The following is a 26956-nucleotide window of genomic DNA, read 5'->3' as shown; positions in this document are numbered from 1 at the left end:
GTTCTTAGTCCGATGAGTAGATGCCTGGTGCCACTCGCGTCGACCGCGGCCAGCACCGGCCCTACGGGCCAACCGGTTAGCCGATGGGCCTCGAGCATCTCGCCGGTTGCGGCGGGTAGGGAGCCCCATGTCTGCTCGAGATCGGTCGGCACGCGAGGAGTCGGCTGTCCGCCGGTCATGAGGTGACCGGACCGGCTGAGCCGACGACGTACCGGACGGTGGCCGGGCTGTCGGAGGCCGGAAAGCTCACAGCCATACCGATGACGGTGACACCATCGCGTACCGGATCGTCGAACAGTGGTCTCTTGGGTGGTTTCCTCCGCTCCGTCGCTCCCTGAGGATCCCGTGGCTGACTCCACGCGCTGATGGGGTAGAGCAGAAGGAGGCCCTCTTCCGGGGGCCGGCGATTACGCAGCGCGACGGGGTAGCTGACCTGCTGCTCCGCCGCCGAGGCCGCCGCCCATTTGCGGTCATCGTCAGTCAGTCCGATGTCCTCGTCACCGCCGCCGGGGTTCGTGCGGCTCACCGGGTTCACCAGCGTGCCGATGCTGGCCTCGGACATCGCCTCACGGGCACGGCTGATGCACGGCACCGGACCCAACGTCGGTATGTGGAGATCTTCAGTGCCTAGTTGCTCGTCTTCGGTCTGTCGAGCCCGAACGGCGACCCTCCACCGCACCAGCTCCCGGTGCTTCGCCTGCGCTGCGATGTACTCGCGCAGGTCGAGCGCGGACCGGCCGACACCCGGCGCGGTCTGGTATCCGCCGTCGCCGAGGAACCGTTCGATGTCGCGCCAGTCGATGTCGCGCCATGCCGGGAGGCCGTCGTCGGCCACCGCGTTCGGGACGCCGAGCCCGACGAGGAACCGGCGCGTGGCGTCGAGGTTGTCCTGCAGCCAGGCCCGGTCGTCGAGGCGGAAGAGGATGGTCTGGGTGAGGGTGCCGGAGAAGTCATAGGAGATCTCCTGAGCACTACCCATTCTGTTCCTGGCAGTTATCTGCATCGTCTCGTGGGCCCGGATCCGCGGCGCGAAGTCGCGAGGGCTCTTGCCGAGCACTTCGTACAGACGGATCTCACGGCGGAGATCCTCCTCGGCTGTGGCGAGGGCGCGGAACCGGTCGTTGAGGTCGGCCGTGGTCCACAAACGGGTGAGGTCGACGTACTCCTCCCGGTAGCCGAACCAGCGTCCCATCTGGAGGAGGGTGTCGAAGTAGTTGGCGCGCCGGACATAGTACGAGGTGAGGAGTCCTTCGATGGTGAGTCCGCGGGACAGTTTGTTGCCGCCGATCACGACTGCGCGGAGTTCGGGATTGCGCTCGTAGTCGAGCTCGTCGGGGGATCGGTTGTGCAGCACCATGACCGGCAGCTCGGCCCGGAATATTCGGGTGATGGACGGCTCGATCTCGGCGAACGTGAGAGCCCGGTCGGGTGCGATGGCGCCGGTCACGGGGAGGAATTTGCCCTCCCAGCGGGCATCGAACTCGGGCCTGGTGTTGTCCTGGTCGTAGCGCCACCGCTGGCGCAGGACCGCCAGTCTTTCGCGGACCAGCGCTGCGATCACGTCCTGCTGGTAGGTGTACTGGGAGCCGTGGATCAGCATCGCCGAGGCCGGCGTGCCGCCCGTGCGGACGTCGCGTGCCGCCATCGCAAGAATGAAGTCGGTCAGTGCGGTGTCGAGGCTGGCGGGTAGGACGTCCAGGGGCGGTGCCCCGCGCCCGGGGGTGAGTAGGCGCGCTTCATGGTCCCTGACCTGCCGGATCACGTCGAGGCCCGGAACATCCGCGCCTCCCTCGCCGGCCAACGCCTCTCGACCGAAGAGCTTCTCCGGGCCGAAGTAGCCGTGCGGTGGCGGGAGCGAGACGATGAAGTCACGTGGGTAGAGGTCGTCCGCGACCTCCCGGTCCATCGCCTCGTGATTGATCAGTACGTTCGCGAACGGGGTCGCCGTGTACCCGATGTAGCTGACGCGGTCCAGCCGTTGCAGAAGGCGGCGGACCAGTCCGTTGATCACAGAGGGGCTGATCTCGTCCGCCTGGGCCTGGGTACTGACGAAGTCGAGTCCGTCGGCGGCAGCGTCGACGTCGTCGGCCATCAGATCGACAACCTCGTCGAGAGGCTGCCGGTTACCGCCGGTGTTGATGCTGGCCTGGTCGGCTTCGTCGTCGATGATCAGGACCGGTGGAGCGACCCGCTGCCGCTCCTCGAGCCAGCCGACAAGCCGTCGCAGCACGCTGGCGTTCTTCTTGATCACGAAGATCAGGGGCACGGTGCCCTGCAGCAGGCTGGCATCGGCCGTGCCCGGATGGAAGTCCTGCCAGATCTCGGCCCCGGTCATCCGGACGATCACCCGGCCGGGCGCTGGCTGCTCGACAGCGCGACGGTGCGGTCCGGCCGGTACAAGACCGAGTTCATCCTCGAGACGTAGCTGGGTCTGACGTCGGAGCGAGTTGTGCAGGCCGGACATCACGATGACGATCCGGTAGCCGGCGTCGTACGCCTTTGCGATCAGCGCAGTGAAGTTGGCCGTCTTTCCGCTCTGTACGTAGCCCACGACGAGGCCGCGGACCTGGAAGGGGGAGCTGTCGGGACGGGGGTCGCCCATCATCGAAAGGATCTTGTCGGTCGCGGTGTCGACCGCGTCGATCGCGCTCTCGGTCCGTCCCTTGTCGAGCAGCAGCCACTCCCGGAGCCGGGGCCAGTAGTAGCCCGCCGCCGGATCATGGCTGTCGAACCAGGAACGGGATCCGCTTCTGGACAGAACGGCGACCGGCTCGAGGGTCACGCGGTCGGCCGTCCATCGTGCCCGGAGCTCGTCCCGAAGACCCTCCGGTATGAACGTCTCCAGGGCCTGGTCCAGGGTGAGGCCGCCGCTCATACCGGCCCTCAGCGCACGGAGGTAGACCTCGACGGGGATCTGCGCCCCCATTTCACCACCCGAGGTCACGTGCCGCCTCCGGCTCGCTGCGACGCAGCTCGTCGCGAATGAGGGCAAGGGCTGCGGTCTGGCCGACGCGACCGGCCGCGCGTTGCAGGGCTGCGGCGGCACCCGACGGCTCCGGGTCGACGATCCGGGTGCCGGTCCGACGGCTGCCGGCCGTGCTCGTGGCCGGGGTGCCGCCCCCGGCGGTGCCGCCCGGAGTCCCGGGGTGCGGTACGACCGGGCCGCTTCTGTCGCGACCCGAACCGGTGTCGGCGCTGCCCGGCCCCGACGGCTTCCCAGCTTGTGGCGGGTTCGCCGGCGGGGCGGTCCGCCGTCCCGGCCGGGACACCGACGACCGTTCGCCTCCGCGGTACTTCTCCTGCGCACGCTTGAGCAACTGGGCGACGGGTGCGTCCAGTTTCTCGCGGAGCTCCTCCGGCAACTTCACACGCATCTTGGAGATATTGATCTGGAACTCATTGTCGAGGTCGGGCCAGAACTCCAACGCGGCCCTGGCCAGCTTCGTGTGTTCGTCCGCCGTCCGCATCCAGGACCAGCCACCGGACTGGATCATCCGGTCCGCCCGGTAGATGTAGAAACCCTGTCGGGAGTTCCATTGTCTGGTCCCACTGGCCTTTTTCCACGCGGCGTCGCCGCTGAAGTCGCGCTGGGCAGGCAATACGAAGGGCTGGAGCCGCACCAACCCTCCGCCGACCTCGAACTCACGCGGCGGTAGCGGCTCGACCTTCGGTTCGTCACGGACGAAGGGGTCCCACGGCTCCACGACGTTGCCGTTGACTGTGATCGTCAACGGGCGCTTCCGGCTGGCCTCGCCGGAGATGAAGCGGCCGAAGACCATCCCGAGGTGGAACTCGAGCCGCTCGGCGAGGTTGAGAAGAAGGCGCTGTGCCCAGCCCCCCCACGGGTCGCGGTGATTGAGGACCCGGTCAAGGTTCTCCCACAGGACCACCGTTCCCGTCGAGCTCCTCAGGGGCGCGGTCAACACCTCGGGTCGTTCCAACCGTGACAGGTGGATGATCTCCCATCGGTCGGTCTCGGTGACGTGCTCGAGGTCCAGGCAGCGCGCCTCGACGTGCGCCCGGTTGCGATCGGTGCGGCTGGCTACGCTGAGCCTGCGGCACTGCGAGAGGCTCGCTGTCTTCAGACCGAGGCCGAACTTACCGAGGTCGGCGTTGTCGTAGCTGCGGGCAGTGCCGAGACGCATGGCCTCGGAGATGCTTACGCCGGTCATACCGTCGCCGTCGTCGGCGATCCGGACCCAGGAGTCGGTGCCGGCGAAGTGGATCGTGATGTTGACTCGTCTGGCCTTGGCCGCGACACTGTTGTCGATCAGGTCCGCGACGGCGGTGACGAAGTCGTATCCCAGGTCGCGCATGGAGTTGGTCAACCGGGCGGCGCTCGGGATGATCTCCTCGGTCTTCATGCCCCCGCACTCCGCCCCCGGGTCGAGGACCGGCGGGCGGCAAGGGCGAAGTCCTGCTCCTGCCGGCCATTCGGTCGCGTTGAACAGTCGGCTCGTTCCTTGATGGACACGGTCTTCCTCCGCAAGGGATGGAGCGTGGGCCGTCACCAGCAGGGCTCGGTGACTAAGGATCGCGAGTGGGCCTTCGAGTCTAGCGGCCGGGACCGACAGGAATGGACTCTCAAGACTCCGCCCATCATCCGGCGCTTGTAGCCATCCGAGCTGCCTGGGCCCCGGCCGGCCGGATCCGACCGGCCGGGCGGCCCGGCGAGCGTAACCGGCGTCCGCAGAGGCGAGCCCGGATACCCACCGGTGGGATGGGCGTACGTCACGGACTGGACGATCTGCGAGTCCATGCGTCCGATTGGACGATTACAGGGCGGACATTCCGGGTCGGGTGCGTCGGCCCGGCCCGGTCGCGGTGATACCCGCGCGGACGTGACGACCCATCACACCGGAGCCGACACCCGGGCCCGGAACGCCGATGTGCTGGTACCTCGTTCCTGGCATGCGGCTGATCAGGTCCCTTCCTGCTCCAGGATTTGCCGCCACCCGAGGGCGTCGACGAACGCGGACGGGACCCGTCCGAGTAGGCCGTGTCGCATCGGCGTGGGACGTTCCGAGGTCGGCGTGTCCAACGGCGCGGGCGGACCCAGCCTCGATTACGACGCCGGGGTACCGGGGTCCCTTACCGTTGGCTTAAGGGGGACCGGGGGCTCAGTCTCCGCCGCACGGCTGTGCTACGGGGCGTGTCTGTGGCTATCGCGTGTCGACCACGACAGCGGTGGGGTCGTTGCTGTTGCGGGTCTGCCATTTGATGAGTTTGCCGTTGACGGGGGTCGTACTCAGTGGTGTGACGAGGTGAAACGCCAGCGTGATCCGGTCGTCCGGGATGGGCCTGTCGCCGTACTCGTGCTTGTCTCTCACCGACGGGTACATGATCAAAGCGCCGGTGGCAGGTTCGGCGAGTTTGTCGGCGGCGAGGTCAGGAACCGGTGTGGCCAGGCCGGCTATCCGGTTGGCCGCGTTGCGGTGGCGGGATTCGCTCACGACTCTCAACGATCCCTTGGACACGGTCCAGGCTCGTTGGAAGATACTGAACGGCCCGTGACCCATGATGTTCTGGGTTGTGCCCTTGCTGGAACTCTGGAACGGGAAGATGACGACCCAGCGGTTGAGCTGGTCGGGACGAAGGGTGCGGAGCCAGGCGATCTCCGGTTGAAAGGTGTCGGATCCGTTCCAGGTGAGCGCGCCGAGGATCTCGAGCATCCGGTGGTGTCCGAGTGTGGCGATGCGGGCGTCGTAGTGTGTGCCGGCCGCCTGCGTGACCGCCACGTCATTCACTCTGGTGACCCGGACGGTCCTGAACCGCACGACCTGGTCGGCTGCGGCGAGGACGGGCCTCCAGACCGTGTTGTTGCCCAGCGTCAGGCGCGCGGCCGTTTCGGGGTACGGATAGGCCACGGGCTCCATGGGTTCGCCAGGCGAGCTGCGTTCGACGAGCCGGGCGTTCCACATCTTGTTGCGGTTGGTGGGACGTAGGTCGGGGCGGTGCTGGGCGATCAGTGGCGGTACCTGTCGTGGGGTGATCTGCGGTCGGCCGTCGACAGGGCGGGCGTAGCGGCGCAACTCGGCCCGGAGGAATTCCTCGTCGCGGCAGGCGGCTGCGAACATGCTGTGCAGTTCCTCTGTCGTGTAGATCCGGACGAGGTCGCGGTAGCGGGGACGGAAGCCGAACCAGCGGCCCATCTGCATCAGCGTGTCGACCTGTGCGGTTGCACGACGGTAGTAGGTGACGGTGAGCCCTTCCACCGTGAAGCCGCGGGCGAGTTTGTTGCCACCGACGAGGACACGCCAGACCGGGCGCCGGTCGAAGTCGAGGCTCTCCTGCTGCCGTTCGAGATCGGGATCGCTGTTGACGACGATGACCGGCCCTGTATCGCGGTCCGGGGGGCTGATCCGGCTGAGGGCTGCACCGATGTCCTGCCGTAGGTCGTCGAAGTTCGGCGGCGTGGGCAGTTCCGGGGAGCTGGCGTGGCTCACCGGCAGGACGTCGGTCTCGTACAGCTGGCGCAGGCGTCGCAGTCCGGACGGGCCGCGGTAGTCACCGGTGTTCCACATCGCGTTGATGGTGATGGCTGCCTCGCGGTGGGATTCCCGGCCCATGGCTTCGTGGACGAGCATGGTGTGGTGGCGGTACGTGGCGTGTCCCAGCCGCTGTCGGTGCAGTTTGACCGCGCCGGTGAGCAGGTACATGTCGAGTGCGGTGCGCAGTTCGGCGTCGTCCGGTTCCTCGCTGAGCAGGCGGACGTGCCGATGCTCCTGGGAATCGGCGTAGCTGCGTTGGCTCAGCGGGGTGTCGGTGTCGAGGTCGTGGAAGTCCTCGGCTCCCATGTAGCCGAGAGGCCGTGGCAGTGAGACGAGGAAGTCGCGGGGGAAAATGTCCTCGACGTCGTCCGGGTCGACGAAGACATTGGCGTACGGTGTTGCGGTGTAGCCGACGTACTGGGCGCGGGGCATCATGGTCAGCAGCTGTCCGATGAGCCGGTTGATGGCGGTGCGGGCGCGGCTGTCGTCCTTCCACTTCTTCGGGCTCGAAGTGTTCACCGACGCCTGGTCGGACTCGTCGTCGATGATGAGAACGGGGACCTCGTCGAGGCGGTCGCTGATGCGGCCGAGATCGGCGACGAGGTCCTGCAGCACGTTCTTGTTCTTCTTCGCCACGACGAGGCGGGCATCGCTGGTGAACAGATTGGCCGGTTCGAACAGCCGTCTGGTGCGTTCACGACGGTGGTACTCGAGCGCAGAAAAGCCCTGCTGGAGGCGGCGGTAGTCCCAGGCGTGAGTGCTGAGCCGGCGGATGTCGGGGTAGCCGGCGTCGGAGGGGCGACCGCCGTGACGTATGAACCGGTCGGCGTCCCAGTCGGGGTCATCCTGGTAGTCGTGTCTCCGGGAGTCGTGGGCGGAGATCTCGAGTTCGAGGTTCTCGCGGCCGAGCAGTTCCATATCGAGGCGGCGCTGCGTCTGGGCGCGGAGCATGTTGGTGGTACCGGTGAGAACGATGACCAGGCGGTATCCGGCGTCGACGGCCTTGGCGATGACTCCGGTGAAGTTGGCGGTCTTGCCGCTCTGGACGTAGCCGACGACAAGTCCTTTGGCCTGGTATGCCTTGGCACGGGTGGGATCGGACAGGCGTCGGACCACCTCCTCGGTGGCGCGGTCGAGCCCGATGACCGCGTTGTCGTCCCAACCTCTGTCGAGCAGGTACTTGCGGTAGTGCGCCCAGTAGAAGTCCCGTTCGTGGCGTCGTTGCCCGTCGCGCCACTCTTCCCAGTCGTCCGCGATGACGATGGGCGTGGCTACGGCTGCGTACGGGAACCAGTCGGCGAACAGCTTCTGCGTTGTCGGGTCCAGGTTGAGTGCGTCGAGAACCGCACTGCGGCGTTCCGGGGTATCGCCGGTGGTACCGGCCGTCCAGGGGGCGTCGGTGGCGGCCTGGTCCCAGGCTGCCAGAGAGTGGGCGAACTGCTGACGGAGTGCGTCCTCGGGGCCGGCAGCGCGCAGGTGGGTGAGCAGGGCGTTGCCGTCGGCCAGGCTGTTGTCGCCGAGCATGGCCGCCAGGGGGTGGAGGTTCCTGGGGCCGGTGCGGGCCATGGCGTCGAGGGCGGCGCTGTAGGCGGTGCTGAGTTCGTCGCTCATCGGAGCCTCTGTCCTCCGGGCATGGCGTAGTGGAAGAAAAGGCGTGCCCGCTCACCGGGAACGGCGGTGGCGGGGTCGACGCGGAGACTGACGCCGCGATGTCCACCGGTCATGATCGTCTCGTCCATGTGTCCAGTTCAGCGCGGGCGGCGGCGGTGAGGATCTGCTGCCAGAGATCGATGTTGTCCCTGTCGCGGGCACCGAGGTGGACGCCCTGGAACAGGTTCTCCATGAGCAGGAAGATCACGCTCTTCAGGAGGGGAACGTCGTTGAGGCCGCCTCTTCGCCCACCCAGGACCGCGGCGCGGTACCGGTTGTTCAGTCGTAGGGTGCCGGTGGCGCGGTCGACCTCGAAGAAGTTGTCGTTGTCGAACCGGGCCCAGAGGATGTTCAGCGGTGCGTCGTTGATCTGCGGCAGTTCGTCGGTGATCTCACGGATGACCTTGGGGTGAAGGCCCTTGCCGGGTGGGAGCACCGGACGGCGCTGTGCGGTTGCCCGTCGGTTGCTGGTGGCCCAGATGGATTCGGCGGCCTGTAGGTAGTCGGTGATGGTGGTGCCGTCGTCGGCGCGGGCGGCAGTGACGGCGCGGGCGAAGTCCGGGCCGGCGGTGACCCTGGACTTTTCGGGGTTCATGGTGAACAGGCCGGCGGTGTCGCCGTCGATGTCGATGCTGGCTCGGGCGAGCTGGAGTTTCTTGTCAGGTGCGTGGATGCCTTCCCACCCGCCGGCGTGCAGGAGCCGGTTGCGGCGGTAGAAGTACAGGCCCTGGCGGTTCTCAGCCCCTCCCGGGAGCCGGTACCGCTCGTCGTTCGTCCGCCGCGGCCAGATGTGGCAGGTGATCACGAGCCGTGTGCCGTTGCCGTCGGTTGTGAGGGTGCGTGGCCAGCCCGGCGCGGGACTCGGATAGCCGAACGGGTCGATCGGTCCGACCTCGGTCGGGACGCCGACGTCACCTGTGGTCTCCTCGACATCGATGACGATCCTTGTACGTGCGGCGCCGAGGAGGCGGTGGAACATCAGGCCGAGGTGTCCCCGGAGGTGATCGATGGCCCGGTTCAGGAAGGTGGTGACCTGGTCCGGGTCGTCGGTGGCAGGGAAGCCGGACACCTCGTCCCAGCGGATGACGGTGCCGGACGGTGAGGTGCTCAGCGTCCAGGCACGGTCGAGTTCGGTCTCGGCGAAGTCGGTGGGCACGATGTCGCAGTGGAAGCCGGTACGGCCGCCACGGTGCAGCCACCGTCGCCCGACGGCGGGGTGACCGGCGGCCCGGGTCAGCACGGTCAGGCTGGTGGCCTGGCTGAACGACGCGGCCTTGAGTCCGATGCCGAAGCGGCCCAGGTCATTGCCGCTGTAAGATCGTCGGCCTCCCAGCGTCATGGCGGTGTCGACGGTGTCGGGGGTCATGCCGCGACCGTCGTCGACGATGTAGAGGCCGACGAGGCGTGTGCCGCGGCGGATGAAGCGGATGAGGACGTTACGTGCGCCGGCGTCGATGCTGTTGTCGACCAGGTCCGCCAGTGCCGTCTCGAGTGAGTGGTTGCGTCCCAGGGAGTCCAGGGCGTGCGGGTCGGGCCGCAGTTCCACGGTGCCGTCCGTGGGGACCTGTGCGGTCCAGGTGGTCATCGGGCCCCTCCGGGCAGGCCGCCGCCGGGGGTTTCGGGCCATGCCGGTCGGAATCCGCGGTCGCGGGCGAGGTCCATCAGTTCGGCGGCGACACGCATCTGCTTCCCGGCGGGAATATTGCCGTGGGCGAGGGCGTGGGCGACGTCGCGAACGGCTGCCCGCTGCTGATGGTCGAAGGTGCCGGTCACGGTTCCCCACGTTTCCAGGTTCTGCCAGTCGCCGGTCCGGAACCTGTGCGCGTCGTCGGCGGTGTCTGTCTCGGATGGGAGCAGCTCCGCGTCGAGCGCGGGCGGAAGGGTCCAGTCGAGGTCGCGTACGGCGTCCCAGCATGCGTCCTTCTTGGTCCACTCGCCGACGTGGGTACTGCCTTCCGGCGGGGAGGTGATGATCTTCTGAACGAGGACGGCCAGTTCGGTGACGGCGTCCGTTAGCGCGGGTGGGAGGTTCTGCTCCCGCCAGATGCGGTCCAGGTCGATCCTGGCGCCTGTGGCGTGCACGATTTTCGCGACCGTGTAGGTGACGATGTTGGCCTTGTAGCCGCCGAAGTTCTGCCTGGCGACCAGTTTGTCGGTACGCCTGAAGAGGATCGCCTTGGCCACCAGGCGGCGGCAGTAGTCCTTGTCCACGGTGAGGTTCTGCCGGTCGAGCCAGGCGGAGAACAGGGTGAAGTTCTTCTCCGCGCCGAGGCACACCTGCTGGGGATGCATGGTCCAGGACGCCTCGTACTTGGCGAGCTCGGACTTGGTGAACTTCTGGTCGGGCGGGTTGATGGCCTTGAAGACCTTCTGCCGGGACCGGGTCACCTCAGCGGCGAGGGCGTTGGCGTACTGACCGCGGGCACGCTCATAGAACCAGTGGGTGTCATTGTCGTGAACGGGGCCCGGTGGCGCCCACAAGGTCCGCATGATGCGTTCCACATCGACGTGGAAGCCCACGTTGGCCTTTAGATCGGAGGCGGTGACCCGGTTCTGGGTGTTGGAGTAGGCGGAGATGCGGGGAACGATCTCGTCGAGCTGGTCGGGCGACACGACGGTCAACTTCATCTGCACCAGCACGGCGCTGACGTCGGTGGTGCGGCGGGCGTGATGGATCGAGGCGGTGGTCTGCCCGCCGTTGACGATCTGTAGGTCGTGGATCCGGCGGATCCGCGGCGGCCGACCGGGCGTCTCCTCGTCGAAGTCCACTGCGGATGCTGTCGCCGCGATTCCGTTGTTGTAGGCGAGGAACCGCTCCGGGTGGTCCCGCAGCGTCCGCTGCATGCCGGCGTTGACCGCACCACGGACCTGTAGGAAGGAACGGACGTTGAGTTCGAGCAGACGTGCCCCGTGCCGCGCGTAGAGATCAGCGAGATCCGTCCCGGGCACGATGGCCAGCAGGACCGAGTAGTCCTCGGTCGTGCTCGGCGTCCCGAGGCAGGGCAGGCCGGTGGAAAACTCGGCGACGATGGGCTCGGCACGGCTACCGGAAACCGTCCAGTTCGCCAGTCGACGCAGGTCCCAGACCTCGCGGGAGACCGTACGTCCCTCCAGCTGCAGAGGTGGTGGCGGTTCACGCATGACATTGCGGGCGTTGGTGATCAGGGCGAAACGGACCCTGTCAACCCGCGGGAACCTGTCGACCACCGTCTGGATCAGGCCGGTCACCTCCGATGACGGGTCCTTCCGGGCCAGCGCGCCGGACAGACTGCGTGCGACGAAGTTCTCCAGCCGGCGGAACATGGTCTCGATCTCGGCACGGTTGATCTTGTGGGCGTCGTCGGCCCGGGGACTGTAGCTGGTGACGAACAGGTCCAGGCTCCGGTCGTCCGATGAGACGCCGTAGCCGCTCACCTCTATGCCGTGGTCCCTGAACCGGACCACGGTCGGGTCCTCGGTCAGCCCGTCGCCGGCGAGCTGCTCGAGCACCAGCCCGGCAAAGGCCTCCTGCGGGTCGCAGTCGTTGACGTCCGCGACAGTCCGCACCTCGTCCAGGAGGTTGTAGGCGTAGGTATCGAGGTCCGACTCACGCACCGCGTACCTCCGTCGATGTCGACGAGGCGGGCGCGCCGCCGGTGGACGCGCCCCGGCGGGGGCTGACCGTGGACATGGGCCGCTCCGAGGGGACGGGCGGTCCCACCTCAACGTGGTCGACCGCGTGCGGAAGGTCTCAAGCATAGGGAAGATGCCCGGCGGTGACCGCCGCCGGTGGAGCGGGACGTCGCTCCCGATGCTTCGTCCCGTCCCATCGGCCCAGCCGTGGACCACCGGACGGCCACCGGGAGCCGTGCGGCCGGCGCTGGTTGTGACCGCGTCGGTGTTGACAGACCGTCCCGCCGGGCGGGCACCGGTCGCCCGGCCGGGAGGCGTCCGGCGCGGGACCGAACAGCCACTTGGGAATGCCGGCCCGTGCCGGTAATGTCCGTTGCCGTGACCGCTGCTGACGACAGTCCCTCCCCGCCGGCGCGTGATCCATCCGCCCGGCGGGGGGCGTACGGCGTCAGACTCATCCGAGGTCCGTTCGTACAGCTGCCGAAGCACCCCGACGCCTGCGACAGTCCCACCGCGATGCTCCGCTACGCCGAAGAGGCCCGCGAACGTGGCGAGAAGCTGGCGGCCGACCTGTTCAGTGGGGCCGGAGGTCTCAGCCTCGGTCTCGAGGAGGCCGGCTACCGGGTGGTTCTCGCCGTCGACCACTACCCCGAGGCGATCGAGACGCACCGTCACCACCACGGCGGACTGAGCACCAACTGGGACCTGGGCGACCCTGAGCGGATCCGCGAGGTCGCCGACCTTGTCCGGAGTGCCGGTGTAGAACTGCTCGCCGGGGGCCCGCCGTGCCAGCCATTCTCGAAGGCCGGCCGCTACATCATCCGGCACAAGGTCCGTCACGGCCTGCGTGATCCCTACGACGAACGCCGCGACCTGTGGCGTTCGTTCCTTGAGGTGATCCGCCTGGCGCAGCCCCCGGCCGTGCTGATGGAGAACGTGCCGGACATGGCGCTCGACAAGGAGATGTTCATCCTCCGCACGATGGTCCACGAGTTGGAGTCGCTCGGTTATGCGGTCGAGGAACGCGCCGTCGACACCTGGCGGTACGGCGTCCCGCAGTTCCGCCAGCGGCTCATCCTCGTGGCCCTGCGTGACCGCGTCGAATTCCGGTGGCCCACCGAGTCGGCCGACCGGCCGACCGTCTGGAACGCCATCAGTGACCTGCCCAAGGTCGAGGGAGGATGGCGCCCGGACGGAGGCGCCGAGGGGTGGGCCGACTACGCGGGCCCCAGGACCGAGTTCCAGCAGCGGATGCGCCGCAACGTCATGGCCGAGGACGCCGACAAGGTCTTCGACCACATCACCCGGCCCGTCCGCGACGACGACCTCAAGGCGTTCAAACTCATGGACGCGAGCACCCGCTACTCCGACCTCCCTGCGGAGATGAAGCGCTACCGCGACGACATCTTCGATGACAAGTACAAGCGGCTGGACAAGCACGGGCTCTCGCGCACGATCACCGCGCACATCGCCAAGGACGGCTACTGGTACATCCACCCCGAGCAGCACCGCACCATCACCGTCCGCGAGGCGGCGAGGCTGCAGACCTTCCCGGACGACTTCCGGTTCGCAGGCCCGCCGTCGGCGGCGTTCAAACAGATCGGTAACGCCGTCCCTCCGATGCTCGGCGAGCACCTCGCGCGCGCCGTCTCCGCGTCGCTGAACGCCGGCACACCGGCGAAGGTCAGCACCCAGGAGGTCGCAGCGGCCCTCGCCGACTGGTTCGATGCCGCTCAGGTCAAGGGCATCCCGTGGCTGCGTGCGGAGACCCGCTGGCAGGTCATCCAGGGCGAGATCCTCCTCGACCGGGCCCATCCGGAAGTCCTCGGCCAGGTCTGGCGGACGCTGCGGGCCTGGCGGCAGCCCCAGGACACCGTCGCGCGCGAGGATGACCTGCGCCGCATCGGCCGTTTCATCTCCCGCGAAGCCCGTGCCGACACCGTCGCACAACTGGCACGTACCCTCGCTGACAATCCGGCACTGCTGCGTGACGACGACGCCCTGCGGAAAGTCCGTGGACTCAACGAGTCGGTCGCCGACCTGGCCATCCTCGCCGTCCCCGCTGCGGAGGAGGACAACGCCGAGGAGCCGGTCCTGGTCACCAAGGGCGTCCTGCGCGTGGCCGCCCGGTTCAGCGGCAACCCCGTGGGCAGCCGCAACCGGCTCACGGACGGACGGCTCGAGGTCGCCCGCATGATCGGCATCGACACCGACGCCCGCAGCGCCCACCTCGGTCTCATCGAGCTGGCGAACACCCTGTGCCGGCCGCAGGAACCGGTGTGCCAGGCGTGCCCCCTGGCCAAGACGTGCGCCGAGGCCAGCATCCAGTCCGATCCGCTGTTCTGACCGGGCGGCGCTAACCCCTGTCGAGCCCGAGGAGTTCGGCGACCTCGGGCGACTGCCGCCGCAGGAGAGTCTCGATCTGCTCCCAGGCGCTCCACTGATCGACCTGCATCGCCGCCATCCGTAGGGCGAGGCCGGCGTGGGAGGCCGCCTGCGCGGCGGCCCGGACCTCGGCCGGCGCACCGAGGTCCGCAGGCACCGGAGCCGCGTTCCTCACACGCGACGTCTTGCGGTAGGCATCGTCGGCCAGAATGCAGAGTTCGTTGACCGACGGTTCGATCAGCTGCCGCAGCTGGGCGGGGAGGCTGACCTTCATCTTTGCCACGTTGATGTTGAACGCTGTGTCGAGGTCAGTGTCGAACTCGATCGCGGCCCGTGCCAGTTTGGTGTGCTCGTCAATGCCGCGGATGCCACCCCAGCCGCCCCACTGGACCAGGCGCTCGGCGCGGTACACGTACAGGCCCTGCTGCCGGTTCCAGTTCAGTGGCCCCGACAACCGGTCGAAACCGGACGGATCGTTGAAGCTGTCGCGGGACGGCAGGACAAATCTGCGAAGTGTCACCTTGCCGACAGAGCCGGGGGATTCGATCTCGAACCGCTGCGCGGGGAGCTCGACCGTGGCCGGCTCCTGTCCTGCGAACGGGTCCCACGGCTCGACCTTCTGCCCGTTGACGGTGATGACGAGCTGTGATCGCCCGGTCACGCCCTCGATGAAGCGGTGGAAGACGATGCCGAGATGTTCGGCGGTCCGGGTGGCGAGTGTGTCGAGCCGTCGCCGCGCCCACCCGCCCTCGGGGCGCTTCTCCGGCAGTACCCGGTCCAGGCTCCGCCAGACCACGACCGTTCCCGTGCCCTCGGCGAGCCACTGCCGCGCCCGTAAGACGGTCGGGTCACTGTTGGCGGGGTCGACGACGACCCACTGGTCCCACTCCCCGATCAGATCGAGGTCGAGCGACCGGGCGCAGGTACGGACCCTGCTCCTCGAACTGCGGCTTACCACCGTCAAAAGGCGGCATTGGGACAGGGACGCGGTCTTGAGTCCGAGCCCGTAGCGTCCCAGTTCGCTCCGGCCGTAATCACGACGTGTGCCGAAACGAAGTGCTTCCAGGAGTGCCGGAGGCGACATGCCGCCGCCGTCGTCTGCGATGAACACCCGCGAATCGGTACCGTCGTACTCGATCAGGATCTCCACCCGGGTGGCGCCGGCAGCGACACTGTTGTCGACCACGTCGGCCACGGCCGTCGGGAAGTCGTAGCCGATGTCCCGTAGTGAGCCTGTCAACCGCGCCGCCGACGGCGACACGTCGTACCACGCCCTTCCGGCCACCCCATCCTCCGTCACGTAGTCGGTGACGACCAGGATGCCACAGACGACCCAAGATCAGTTACGTGGCCGTCGGACCCGGTCGGACGGGCGGCCCGCAGGGACAACCAGAGCGCTTGGATCCTGTCGGCGACCACTCCGGTGTCGTCGTGCTCCCACACGTGAAGAACATGCCAGCCCTGCGAGACCAGCAGTTCGTCCTTCTCCCTGTCCCGTTCGACATTCCGTTCCAGCTTCGCCCGCCACCATTCCGCGTTGTTCTTGGGCATGGTGGAGTGTGAGGGGCACATGTGCCAGAAGCATCCGTCGACGAATACCGCGAGCCGGGCCCGGCTGAAGGTGATGTCCGGACGACCGGGAAGATCCTTGCGGTTCACCCGGAAGCGCATGCCGCGTCGGTGCAGTTCGCGCCGTAACCGCAACTCCGGTCCGGTGCGTTCGCGCGGCATCCGTCGCATCTGCGCCGAGACCGTGTCGTTCAGAGGCGCAGGCGTTCGGTTCACGACGGACCTGCCACAGGCCAACCGTAGCCCCGACGTTGCACGGGTTGCGGTGTTCGGGTCGGCGGATCCGGACGCCCGGGCGTGGGGGGCGACACGACGACGAGTTCTACGAACAGGTGTTCGATGTCGGTTGCCGTCCGGCGGATCCAAGTGGCGCTCACGTGACCGGGACCGAGAGATCCAGCAGCCGCTTGGGCAACGATGCAATGAGGGCGGGTTCCCCGGTCCCGGTGTACATGAGCGTCAGGTTGCGGCGGGACCTGGTGACAAGGACGTACATCTGCATGCGTGTGTCGTCCGTCGTCGGGTCGCCGGACACGGACTGAAGTTCGGGCAGGAAGACCGTGTCGAACTCCAGGCCCTTGGCGCTCTTCGCGGTAATGAGCTTGATGCCAGGTCCGGTCAACGCGGGGTCTCCCATCGGCCCGGTCCGTCGGCCACTGACGTAGCCCTGAACGGAGTTGGCGGTCCGCCTGTCGAGTAGGCGGCGGAAGCTCCAGAGGTCGTTGGCCTGGTGAAGGATGACGCCGACTGTCTCAGCAGGGTGCTCGCGCTCGTGGCGTGCGATGTGCTCGGCGGCCTCCGTCCTCTGATCATGTCGGGCGAGCCGCGGCAGGGGACCCTCGGTGAGGGTGCTGATGTCGCTGCCTCCGGCGGGGTGGAAGTGGTTGGCGAGATCGGCGACCGGTCTGGTGTTGCGGCTGTTCCTGGAAAGACTGGTCACCGACTTGATGCCGGCGTGGGTGGTGATTTCCCTGATTGTGCTCTGACTGGCAGTGATGCGCTGGTTCTCATCGGCGAACACGGTCAGATGGGGCTCGATCGAGCGCAGGACAAGGTAGAACTCCTTCGGCAGGTCCTGGCCTTCATCGATCACGAGGTAGCGCGGCTCCTGCCGCGGGGGCGGCTGGCCGACGACCTGGGCGAGGCATGCCATCCAGTCGATTTCCCAGCGACGGATGGTGGGTGGATTCTTCCCGTAGCAGGTGCGCCAGAAATCGTAGAACCACTTGTGATAGGTGGTGACGATGTCAGCTGCGCAGAGGCGGGCGACGGCTGCCTGAGTGTAGGCGGACAGGACCTTGCTGTACATCAGCATGGTGGTCGGCCTGCCGGAGGCGTGCAGTGCGGCGGCGCGGTACGCGGCCGTGACCGTCTTGCCGGTCCCTGGGCCGCCGGTGACGAGACACGAACTCTCGAAAGGCAGCGATACGGCCTCGCGCTGACCGGGCGTCAGATCCGGCAGTTCGGGCATCCGCAGGGTCATGCCGTACCTGCCCGCACGGCGATCAGTTCGGCGAGCGGTTCCCGCATGTAGCCGTACTCCTCGTGGACGACGAGGTTCCGGTCGAGCAGGAGGTTGCCCAAGGTGCAGCTGGTCTCGGCGGCCAGGGTGCAGGCGTGGCAGGCAGCCATGGACAGGCCGTCCGGCCCCTGTGCGGTGGATTCGGAGCAGACGGGATCGAGGGAGCACCACTGGGCGGCGGCAAGGGCCGACACGATGGTCACGGCCAGCCGGTCGGCCCGGCCGGAACGGGCAAGGCCGCCGAGCGTGCCCTCGCTGTCCCCTGCGGCTGTGTAGATGAGGACTCCCGCCATCGGGATCTGCGCGTCCGGGAGGCTGGCGTAGATCCGTTCCCGCAGGGAGGACGACGGGTATCCGGCATCGAAGGCCAGTTGGCGCAGCAGCAGGTGTGCGACCGTGTGCAGCAGTACGAGTCTCGGCGTCGGCTCGACCTCGATCCATCGCGCGTGCATGCTGCCGGCCAGCCGTTTACGCAGACTTTCGGTGCGCCGGAGTACCGGGGGCTGGTACTCCCACCGTTGCATCAATTCCTCGTCGAACCGGACGAAAATCCCTTCACCGAAGATCTCGATAGCGGGGAGGCTGCCGCTGCGTCTTCCGAGGTCGGCGGGGATATGGATGTCCATGGTGTGTCGGCGGAAGCCGCGGAGTACCCGGATCTCCCGTAGCCGGTCGACCATGACGACGTCGGAGATCCGTCGGGCGAGCTGGTCGACGACCGGCTGGAGACCACCGTGGCCCGCCGCGGCCGGGAAGGGCGCCCGTCGGGTGATGAAGCGGTCACGATGATCGTGGTCGTCGCGTGGGTTCGTCAGTGCCAGCCATTCCCTCTCCGCGAGGTCCCCGGGAGTGTCGGCCGAAGTGGTTGTCGTGCCGAGACGGTCGTTGAGGACGGCGCGGACCTGCGCCACCGTAACCTCGGTGGCGGCGGCAATGACTTCGATCATGCCGTCCCGGACATGGCTGTCCGGAGAGCCGAGCAGCGCGCGGAAGAACGGGTGCTGTTCGACGCGGACAGCGTCCTCGCTCCAGGTGGCCCAGTCGGACTCGGGCGGCAGGTCGATTGCCGATCCGGTGTCGGGAAAGTAGACGCTCGACGCTCCCCGCTGCAGCACCACCGGTGATAGTTCGCAGGCGACGGCCTCGTTGTCGTTTTGCCAGGGTTGACGGCCGCGGCACGACCAGTTGATTTTGGCTAGCGCCCCTGGGGAGGTCAGATGGGCGAGATCTCTTTCGGCGCTGCAGGTGGTGCACTGAACGCGCAGCGATTCGAGGCCACCACCGACGGCGGTGACGTGCACGAACCTGAGCTCGGCCTTACCACACTGGCGCTGCTCCCGTCCCCGCCTACCGCCCGAGTGGGCCCAAGCGGGCCAGGGCACGTCGTCAAGGTGACCATTCCCGCAGACCGCCACGAACCGCATCGGAACAAGTTGGGGTGAACGCCGACAGTTGCCGCAGCGGGGAGCCTTGCCGGGCTTCTCGCGGCGGATGCTCCACCGCGTCATCGACCGGCAGGCGCCGCAGAAGAGCCACTGCGGAAAGCGGTAATACGGCAGTTCGCCCCGGTCGGTCACGTCGGGTGGGGTGCGGAGTTCCTCCACCCCGAAATGGGCGGCGATCCGCGCGGCCGGGATCGTGTGGAGGCGGCCCTTCCAGCGGGTGATGTCCTCGGCGACGAAGGACTCGCCGAGCATGTCGACGATGGCGCCGACCCCGAAGGGGTTCAGCGTCTGCATCCGTCGCAGCCTGCGCTCGGTCACAAGTTCTCCCCACGTATCCGGAGCCGGATCTCGGTGTCGACGTTGCGCATAGAGTCGAGAGTTGGCCAGCCGGGGCCGGGGGTGCCGAACCGGCGCAGCAACTGGACCCGTTCCCGACCTCCGCTGCCGTACGTGAGCCCGCCGCTGGGATGACCGCGGTCGACGAGCCCGGCCCACTCGTCCTCCAGCTGTGCCAGATGCCGCACGACGTCGTCCCGCTCGTCGGGGTCCGCTGCAGCTGCCCGCGTGATGAAAGCGTCGACCAGGGCACGCCAGTCGTCGTCGTCCGGGTTGAAGCTGGCGGCGTCGTTGTCGTGCCGCCAGTTATGTGCGTGCCGGGCGAGAACGACCAGCCCGGCGTGCAGCGCCCTCGTGCGGGCCGGCACCGAGAACGGGGTGACCGAGGTCGGCTCCACAGCCCGGTAGAGGGAGGTGTGGTAGGGCACGAAGGACTCGTAGTGCGAGCGGTCGCGGGGCTTCGACGGCGAGTACAGGGTCACGACCAGGCCGGGCTGACGACGCCCTACACGGCTGGTGGCCTGGATGTACTCGGCCGTGGTCTTGGGCTGCCCGACGACGAGCATCAGGCCCAGTCGCGGCACGTCGACCCCGACCGAGATCATGTTGGTGCTGGGCACGAACGACACGGCGCCCGCTTGGCCGCGGGGGACGAACAACCGCTGCAGATACCGTGGGATTTCCGCCGCCGGGACGTTACTGGTCAGCTCAATGATGTCCGAGTCGTCGAGCGTGCGGCGATCGTCCTCGGCGGGGGCGATGACGCCCAGCCGGGCAGGGATGTCATCGTGGGCGAGCGTGACGGTCTTCCCGAGTTCCCGAAGGCTGTTGTGGTAGGCGATCAGGGTCCAGTAGGCATCCGCCGCCTCGGGGCCGAGCGGGAGCTGGACCGGTGCGTTGAGCATGGCGGCGGACAGATGGACCATTCCGGTGAGCGGGGTGTGGCCCTGGGGCATGATGCCGGCGTAGAGGCGTCCGGGCCTCGTGTCGTCGGTGCTGACGAAGTACGAGTTCTTTGCGTCGAGTCCGGCCGGTGGGAACAACGCGATGGGTCGGCCGAAGACGCCCAGCGACTGGGTGTCGGCCCGACGGATCGTCGCGGTCGAGGCGACGATCTTGGGCCGTACGCCGTGGGAGGACATGGCGACGTCGAAGGCGGCCTCGTAGAGGCCGACGACGGTGCCGAGGGGTCCCGAGATGAGGTGGAACTCGTCCTGGATGATCAGGGACGGCCCAGGGTCGGGCCCGGCTCCGAGGAACACGCCGGCGCGGGGTTCACGGGTGAGCCGGGCGAACTTGTCGACGGTGGCGACGAGCAGGGTCGGTGGGTCGGCGTAGAGGGCTTCGTCGACCGAAGAGACCGGTAGTGAGGTGTGGAAGACGCAGCCGCTGTTCGGGCAGTTCACACGGAAGCTGTTGTTGTCGGCGTGGATGCCCCATGCCTGAGGGGGTGCGTCGTCGGTGGGCAGGAGGCTGGTGCCGCACCAGGGGCACTGCTCCACCTGGAAGCCGACCGTCGTGTGCTCCTTGTTTCTGATCTCGTTGAGCAGTTTGACCGCTTCCGCGAACTTGTTGGGGCTGTTGCCGCCGCCGACCCAGATACCGATCGAGATCGGGCGGGTGCCCAGGTCGTCCTGGCGTCCCTGACGGATCCGTTCACAGGCGCAGATGAGGGTTGCGGCCCGTTGGAACTGCTGGGCGGTCAGCAGCCGCAGCGTGTAACGGGTGATGACCGTGGTGCCCGCGCCGGCGTCGCCCTGGGTGAGTCGGCGGTGCATCACGGTGAAGGCGACGAGTCCGAGGTAGGCCTCGGTCTTCCCACCGCCGGTGGGGAACCAGATCAGGTCGACGAGATCCCGGTGCTCGTGGTCGGTCTCCACCACCGAGCGGAGGGTGAGGAGCAGGAACGCGAGCTGGAACGGGCGCCAGCAGCGGTCCGGGTCGGCGTAGTCGGGTGCCGGAGGGAGGGGGTCGTTCCAGGCCCGAGCCGTAGCGGCGAACGACGGTCCGGTGTGGATCATCTGCATGAGCATCGCGGTGTTCGCCAGTGCGAACGCCTGACGGACCTTGGGCTCCTTCTCGAGCAGTCTGACGCCGTCACGCATCCGCGCCCGGGCCTCGTCGACCCGATCACAGAGACGGCCGGCGGCCTTCTGCAGTGGCGGATCGACGGAGTTGCGCACCGTCTTCAGGCTCTCCGCCCAGTCGTCATAGCCGTCGACGAAGCGGTCGAGCCGGGCGATGATGTCGTCGGTGGCTGTCTCGATGGTGGCCAGCCGCACCAGGCTGAGCGTGTCGTCTCTGCCGGACCTGGTCTCCTCGTCGCTCTGAGGCAGCTCGAACGATATGTCCGGTACGACGTGGCGGGGAAGGTAGGTGGTTTCCACCGAGGTGGCTTCAGCGCCGTGCGCCTGCCAGGTCGCGGCGGCGCCGTGACCGAGCGCGAACACGGGGACGTCGCGGTAGAGGAGGGCCAGCTCCTCCTCCTCGGGATCCACGTGCATCCGCAGGGTTGACGGGTACGGGGCGATGAGGCCCTTCACGGGATCGCAGCGCAGCCTGACCTGCAGCAGGCAGTCGGCCGGATCCACCCGGCCCCCTGGGGACAACGTACGGCTGTTGACCAGCGACACTGTCACGAGCGCGCCGGCGCCGTAGGCGCGCCAGACGATCACGACATGGGCATCACACCCAGGCAGGTCATGACGGGTACGGCCCGGGGTGGCGGGCGCCGGTGCCTCGATAGCCGCTGTACCCCTGGCCTCGAATGGGCGGCGTCGCCACCGCTGCCGTTCCTCGCGCTCGTAGCGGGCACCCTCGACCTCGATCCGGAGCGCCGACCAGGTCGACGTCACGAAGCTCAGACCGACGGAAGCGGGGAGAAGCTGGCCGGCAAGCGCCACCGGATCCTCGTCGAGGTCATCGACCGCGCCGGACGCCGGAGCGTCGTCCACAATGTCATCGCTCGCGTCGCTATCCAGCGGCGCCTCACAAGGAAAGAGGATGCCGCTCAGGTAACGGCGGTCGGGGCGCTCGCCGAGGACCTCGTCCTCGTCCTCCCACGGACCGATCAGTTGCCGGCGCAGGTAGTCGAGGATCTGTGCCCTGTCTTCGGCGGGTGACGTGGACGTCACTGGTCAGACCTCCGATCCCACGGACCGCTCGCCGGTCACGATCCACAGCCCGACCCTGGCCCTGGTCATCCCAACGTAGAGATTGCGGACGCGCTCCGTTACGGCCATATGAGCCATATCAACATCACCCAGAAGGACGAACCGGCTCTCCAACCCCTTGAAGTCCTCAACCCGGGCGAACGCGATCCGTCCACGGGTCGGACGTCGCAGGCCGCGCAGGTCAAGGACATCGACCCGACGACGCCACCGTGCCGGCAGACCCGAGAACACCGACTCCTGCAACGGGAGCGGCGACAACAGTGTGATCTCCGTGCCCGGGATTCCGTTCTCCTCGAGACGGTCGAGTTCGAGGGCGGCGGCGGCGGCCTGACGAGTGGGATCCGGCTCCACGACGGTGGTCACCTCGGGGCCGTCGCCGGCGGAGGACACACCGGTGTCAGCTCCGGTGACGCGGTGCGTCGAGGACACGATCTGCCGTGTGTTGCGGCAGTTGTCGCGCAGCACCACCTCAGTCGGTCGCATGGAGCGCAGGTAGGCGAGAGCCTCGTCGTCGCAGGAGCCGACCAGCCCCCGCTGGTTGTTGCTGTCGAGGAACATGTACCAGAAACCGTCGCCCAGGCCCCCGCTGAGCAGCGCCTCCAGTCGCGACAGGTCGGGGAAGTTGATGATGTCCTGCGCTTCGTCGACGACAATCGCATCGAACGGGCCGGCGACGACATCCGGGAGGTTGGCGAGTGCCACCACCTCCACGGACTCCAGGCCCGGCTGATGACGGACGAACCCGGCGACCACTTGACTGCGACAGGTGAAGAGCACCCGCCGCCCGTCCGCTGCCGCCCGCCGGCACAGTTCCGCAGCAAGCATCGTCTTGCCTGTGCCAGCACCGCCCTCCACGAGGATCCGGGGGTTGCGACCGTAGGTATCCAGCGCCCGGTACTGGTTGGTGGTCAACGCCACCAGATCGGCCTCCGCGTCCGTCACGATCTGGCGCAGGGTCGGCACCGTGTCGAACGTGGGACGCAGGGCCTGCACGATCTTGTCGATCATTGGAGCGTCCAGGGTGGCGTCACGACGACCGGGTTTGGCACGCCAGTAGGCCGCCAACCGCCCGAGACTGCGCTGCAGACCGTCCGGACGATCCAACTGCCGACGATCTATCAGGGTCTCCTCGGCCCACTCGACAGAGACCTGTGACGACAGGTCACAGTCGGGCGCCACAACCCCATAGCCGATCGGTACCCGTCGCATCACGTCGTGGCCCAGAATCTCATCGAGCCGCCGCTGCAGGACGAACATCGCGTCGTTGACCTGCGCGAAGGGGCTCTCCCTGCGACGCCTTTCAGCACCGGACCGGTCGCGGTACGTCCAAATGCCGTTGGTGCAGCCGACGAATCCGCCTTTCACCTCGAGTACATAGACGCCACGCGAACCGACGACGACGAAGTCGATCTCGCTGACCCGCTTCCAGGAATGTTCTGGCAGGTTGAGGCTGTGCAACGCCACGCTCCAACCTGTATCGAGCAGCTTCAACCGCCGATATAGGGAGGTCTCGGCGGCACTCTGCGTGGAGGGGGAGATTGGCTCTGGAACCATCTGCACTCGTAGATTCTGCCTCACGTGACAAGGACCTAGCCCTCGGGGCGGCGTCGCGCCCGGCCGTGATGCTGCTGACGTCACCTCACCTCGGCCGTGCCAGGGAAGGGTCAAGATCCACATATGTCGGATCATGATCCCTGGTCTGGCCGATGTCTATCGATCTTGGGATCGGCCGGTCCTCGAGTTGTCAGAAAGTGTCGGTAAGCCAACACTGGTGGTGCATCAACCGAGGCCTGCTGCGACGACAGTTCCCCTGGGAGGTGGCCGATGTGTGGACTCGGGAGATGCTAGAAACATGGTGCGTCCGGCTGTCGGCCGCATCCGGGTCTTGATCCGCCACCGATGCCGCAGCCAGCAGGCGACCGCCCACTGAAGCAGCATCGGTGATGGGGTAATTCGCACCGGCGCGGAGGCTCTTCGCCACGCCCTGGTTCTGTCGATAATCCGACTGCCCGACCGTCCGTCGCATACCCGGCGTCCTCCGCAGATGCGGGACGGCATTGCGAGGTTCGACCACGCCATTATGAACGGTTGAGGGGTTCACCAGCCTCTCGCGGTCCGGCAGACTTCCGCCATGTCTCTCGATCAAGAAGCGTCGTCGTCCACACCGATTCGCTTGGCGTCGGCGGCAGGTGATGACGTTTTGGGAATCATGGCGGCGGTTGAGTTGGGTAACAAAGCTCGCGCGACCCTGGGTCACATGCCATTCGCCGGCTACCGAGACGCGGCGGAGAAGGGAACCCTGCTGCTGGCGTACGCAGGCGAGCAGATCATCGGATATGCACTATATGGGCTAACCAGTCGGCGCGTGAGGTTGACGCATCTCTGCGTCGATCCACACTGGCATGGCTACGGCATTGCGCGCCTGCTGGTCGACTGGGTCAGTGATCATCACTCCGACTACCCCGGGATATTAGCCAAGTGTCGCGACAGCTACAACCTCGGCGACATGTGGATCAAACTCCGTTTCACCCCGTTGTCACAGCGACCAGGGCGCAGCAGGGCTCGTCACCTGTTGACGAGCTGGTGGCGTGATCACGGGCAGCCGAACCTGTTTACCCGCGACGACGACAGCGTGCTGGCGCGCGCCGCGGTCGACCTCAACGTCCTACGAGACCTCGCCGACGAGGAGCGATCAGACGCCGTCGAATCCAGAGCGCTGGTAGGGGACCAGTTCGCCGACCGTCTGGAGCTGGTGCGGACGGGCGCACTCGATTCGGAAGTCAACAGTATGGAGGGGCCACTACGTGCCCGGTGCATCACTGCCGCCCAGTCGTTCACTCCGCCACCGCGGGTGGACCACGGACAGCTGAAACAGGTGCGAGCTGACCTGCTGGCTGCGGTGCACCTCGTTGATCCCAAGTATCCCTGCACGGATCAGGACCGGTACGACCTCGAGCACGTCTGCGAGGCGATCGCGCTCGGCCTCAAACTGTTCGTCACCCGAGACGAGCACCTCACCAGCATCCTTGGCCCTCCCGCGCAGCGCCAACACGGACTCCGAATCCTGCGTCCGCTGGAGGTCCTCATCCATATCGACGAGTTGGCCCGCGCGGAGGCGTACCAGCCGGCCGCCCTGCTTGGCACCCGCTACCGGAGGCAACTGCTCGGTATCGCCGCCGAAGACGATCTAGCTGGACTGGTCAACTCGGCGGCGGGCGAGCGACGACGGGATCTACGCAACACCAACCGCGAAATGGCCCTGGCAGGCTGCGACCGCGCCGGTATCTATGATCCGGACGGACGGCTGGTGGCCGTGATCGCGGCCCGGCCCGAGAACGGCGCTCTGACCGTGCCGTTGGCGCGGGTAGCCACCATCGGCCTAGCCGACACCCTTGCCCGCCAACTGTTGTTTCAACTCCGGCAAAAGGCACGCGCGGCCGGCAGCCCGATCATCAAGATCACGGACCGGTACGTGTCCGCGGCACTGCGGCTCGCGGCGTTCCAGGACGGCTTCTATCAGCACGACGAACAGCTCTACGCGTTCGTGATCGATGTCTGCGGACCGGCCGGACAGGTCGAGCAGCAGGCCGTTGCCGCAGCGCGGCAAGCCGGCGTGCCCGTACCGGCGCCGTTAGGATCAGACATGCCCGCTGTCGCTGCCGCCGAGCTCGAGCGGATTTGGTGGCCAGCCAAGATCACCGACAGTGCCCTGCTCACCTACCTCATCCCGATCCGGCAGGCGTACTCGGCCGACCTGCTCGGCGTCCCTGGCGGCCTGCTCCCCCGCCACGACAACCTTGGTCTCGCCCGCGAGCACGTCTACTACCGCAGCCCACGAGGTACACGGCCACGTCACCCCGCTCGGCTTTTGTGGTACATGAGCCGCAGTGGACCTGCCACCGCATACCCTGCCGCTGTCATCGCCTGCTCACAACTGGACCTAGCGGAGATCGGGGCACCGGAGGATTTCCACGCGCGGTTCCAGCACCTTGGCGTCTGGGACGGGCATCAGCTCCACAACGTTGCTCACAACGGGCAGGTGCAAGCTTTGCGCTTCACCAACACTGAGCTGCTGACCCACATATCCTCGCAACGGCTGCAAGTACTGGCTGCCGCCCATCAGCAGCGAGGAGTGCCACCTCCAGGACCGCTACGGATACCGCCCGGGCTGTTTGCCGCGCTCTACCAGGAAGGCCGCCGACAGTGAGCACATCCAGGACCCTGCTGCTGTCCCTCCGCCCCCGCTTCGCCGACGCCATCCTGTCCGGCACGAAAACCGTGGAGCTGCGACGAAGGCCCGTCAACGCTCACCCAGAAACCCCGATTATCCTCTACGCCAGCAGCCCCGCCATGGCCATCGTGGGCACCGCCCGCTTACGCGACGTTCAGACGCTCGACCCGCCGGAGGCATGGCGGCTGTACCAGGACCGCCTCGGCCTCAGCCGCCCCGAGTTCGACGCCTACCTTGCTGGCAACGACCGAGCTCACCTACTCCGGCTGCACCGCGTCTGCACCCTCGACGAGCCACTATCCCTCCGCCGACTCCGCGAAGAAGGTCGGTTCCAACCCCCGCAGAGCTTCCGCTACCTCGCCGAGTCCGACCCGTACACCCTGCGCACACTGATTCCCGCAACCAGCGCCAGGAGGGTCAGCGTCACACCTGGTCAGTAGGCCACCGGGGGCACTAACCGTCGGGTAGTACATGCCCGCTCGTGGCGGGGCGGACATACCAACGTGCCGCACTGCGGCCCAGTTCTTGGCCGGTACCTGACG

General features: G+C 67.4%; 14 protein-coding genes. 3 read left to right on the top strand and 11 right to left on the bottom strand.

The window, feature by feature from the left end; translation table 11 throughout:
• Positions 1-175: 175 nt before the first annotated feature.
• The 5 genes from Pen02_RS30110 to Pen02_RS30090 form a co-directional block, all read right to left on the bottom strand.
• Complete coding sequence (locus tag Pen02_RS30110; RefSeq protein ID WP_203869522.1) at positions 176-2926, bottom strand: Z1 domain-containing protein; 2751 nt, start codon at positions 2924-2926, stop codon at positions 176-178.
• Position 2927: 1 nt separating this feature from the next.
• Positions 2928-4364 (bottom strand): ATP-binding protein, encoded by a 1437-nt coding sequence (locus Pen02_RS30105; RefSeq protein ID WP_203869521.1) that lies wholly within the window; start codon positions 4362-4364, stop codon positions 2928-2930.
• 798 nt (positions 4365-5162) lie between these two features.
• Positions 5163-8102, bottom strand: coding sequence for a Z1 domain-containing protein (locus Pen02_RS30100; protein WP_203869520.1), 2940 nt, complete (start codon positions 8100-8102; stop codon positions 5163-5165).
• Positions 8103-8211: 109 nt separating this feature from the next.
• Positions 8212-9726, bottom strand: a complete 1515-nt coding sequence (locus Pen02_RS30095; RefSeq protein ID WP_203869519.1) for an ATP-binding protein — start codon at positions 9724-9726, stop codon at positions 8212-8214.
• Complete coding sequence (locus Pen02_RS30090) at positions 9723-11969, bottom strand: AIPR family protein (RefSeq protein ID WP_203869518.1); 2247 nt, start codon at positions 11967-11969, stop codon at positions 9723-9725. The genes Pen02_RS30095 and Pen02_RS30090 overlap by 4 nt, the downstream gene beginning before the upstream one ends.
• Positions 11970-12269: 300 nt before the next feature.
• Here Pen02_RS30090 and Pen02_RS30085 point away from each other — a divergent pair, with 300 nt between their 5' ends.
• Positions 12270-14099 carry a DNA cytosine methyltransferase gene (locus tag Pen02_RS30085; RefSeq protein ID WP_239141534.1) on the top strand — a complete coding sequence of 610 codons (1830 nt, stop codon included), beginning with the start codon at positions 12270-12272 and terminating at the stop codon, positions 14097-14099.
• A gap of 10 nt (positions 14100-14109) precedes the next feature.
• Here Pen02_RS30085 and Pen02_RS30080 read toward each other — a convergent pair whose 3' ends face one another.
• From Pen02_RS30080 to Pen02_RS30055, 6 genes are all read right to left on the bottom strand, one after another.
• Entirely contained in the window at positions 14110-15423 is a 1314-nt protein-coding gene (locus Pen02_RS30080; protein ID WP_203869516.1) for an ATP-binding protein, read from the bottom strand.
• Between the two features lie 11 nt (positions 15424-15434).
• Positions 15435-15923 carry a very short patch repair endonuclease gene (locus Pen02_RS30075; RefSeq protein ID WP_275413622.1) on the bottom strand — a complete coding sequence of 163 codons (489 nt, stop codon included), beginning with the start codon at positions 15921-15923 and terminating at the stop codon, positions 15435-15437.
• Positions 15924-16080: 157 nt separating this feature from the next.
• Complete coding sequence (locus Pen02_RS30070) at positions 16081-17190, bottom strand: AAA family ATPase (RefSeq protein WP_203869514.1); 1110 nt, start codon at positions 17188-17190, stop codon at positions 16081-16083.
• Positions 17187-18968 (bottom strand): MrfA Zn-binding domain-containing protein, encoded by a 1782-nt coding sequence (drmB, locus tag Pen02_RS30065; RefSeq protein ID WP_203869513.1) that lies wholly within the window; start codon positions 18966-18968, stop codon positions 17187-17189. Before drmB ends, Pen02_RS30070 begins: the two co-directional genes overlap by 4 nt.
• A gap of 20 nt (positions 18969-18988) precedes the next feature.
• Positions 18989-22144, bottom strand: a complete 3156-nt coding sequence (locus tag Pen02_RS30060; protein WP_203869512.1) for a helicase-related protein — start codon at positions 22142-22144, stop codon at positions 18989-18991.
• Positions 22145-22147: 3 nt separating this feature from the next.
• Positions 22148-23737, bottom strand: a complete 1590-nt coding sequence (locus Pen02_RS30055) for a nuclease-related domain-containing DEAD/DEAH box helicase (RefSeq protein ID WP_275413624.1) — start codon at positions 23735-23737, stop codon at positions 22148-22150.
• Positions 23738-24314: 577 nt separating this feature from the next.
• On the opposite strand from Pen02_RS30055, the gene Pen02_RS30050 reads away from it, so the two are divergent.
• Positions 24315-26390 (top strand): GNAT family N-acetyltransferase, encoded by a 2076-nt coding sequence (locus Pen02_RS30050; protein WP_203869510.1) that lies wholly within the window; start codon positions 24315-24317, stop codon positions 26388-26390.
• Entirely contained in the window at positions 26387-26854 is a 468-nt protein-coding gene (locus Pen02_RS30045) for an ASCH domain-containing protein (protein ID WP_203869509.1), read from the top strand. Before Pen02_RS30050 ends, Pen02_RS30045 begins: the two co-directional genes overlap by 4 nt.
• The last annotated feature ends 102 nt before the right edge of the window (positions 26855-26956 follow it).

Source organism: Plantactinospora endophytica, from assembly GCF_016862915.1.
Taxonomy (GTDB): Bacteria; Actinomycetota; Actinomycetes; order Mycobacteriales; family Micromonosporaceae; genus Plantactinospora; species Plantactinospora endophytica.
Note: the sequence above shows the minus strand (reverse complement) of the source record. Positions and strands in the feature narration are given on the sequence as shown.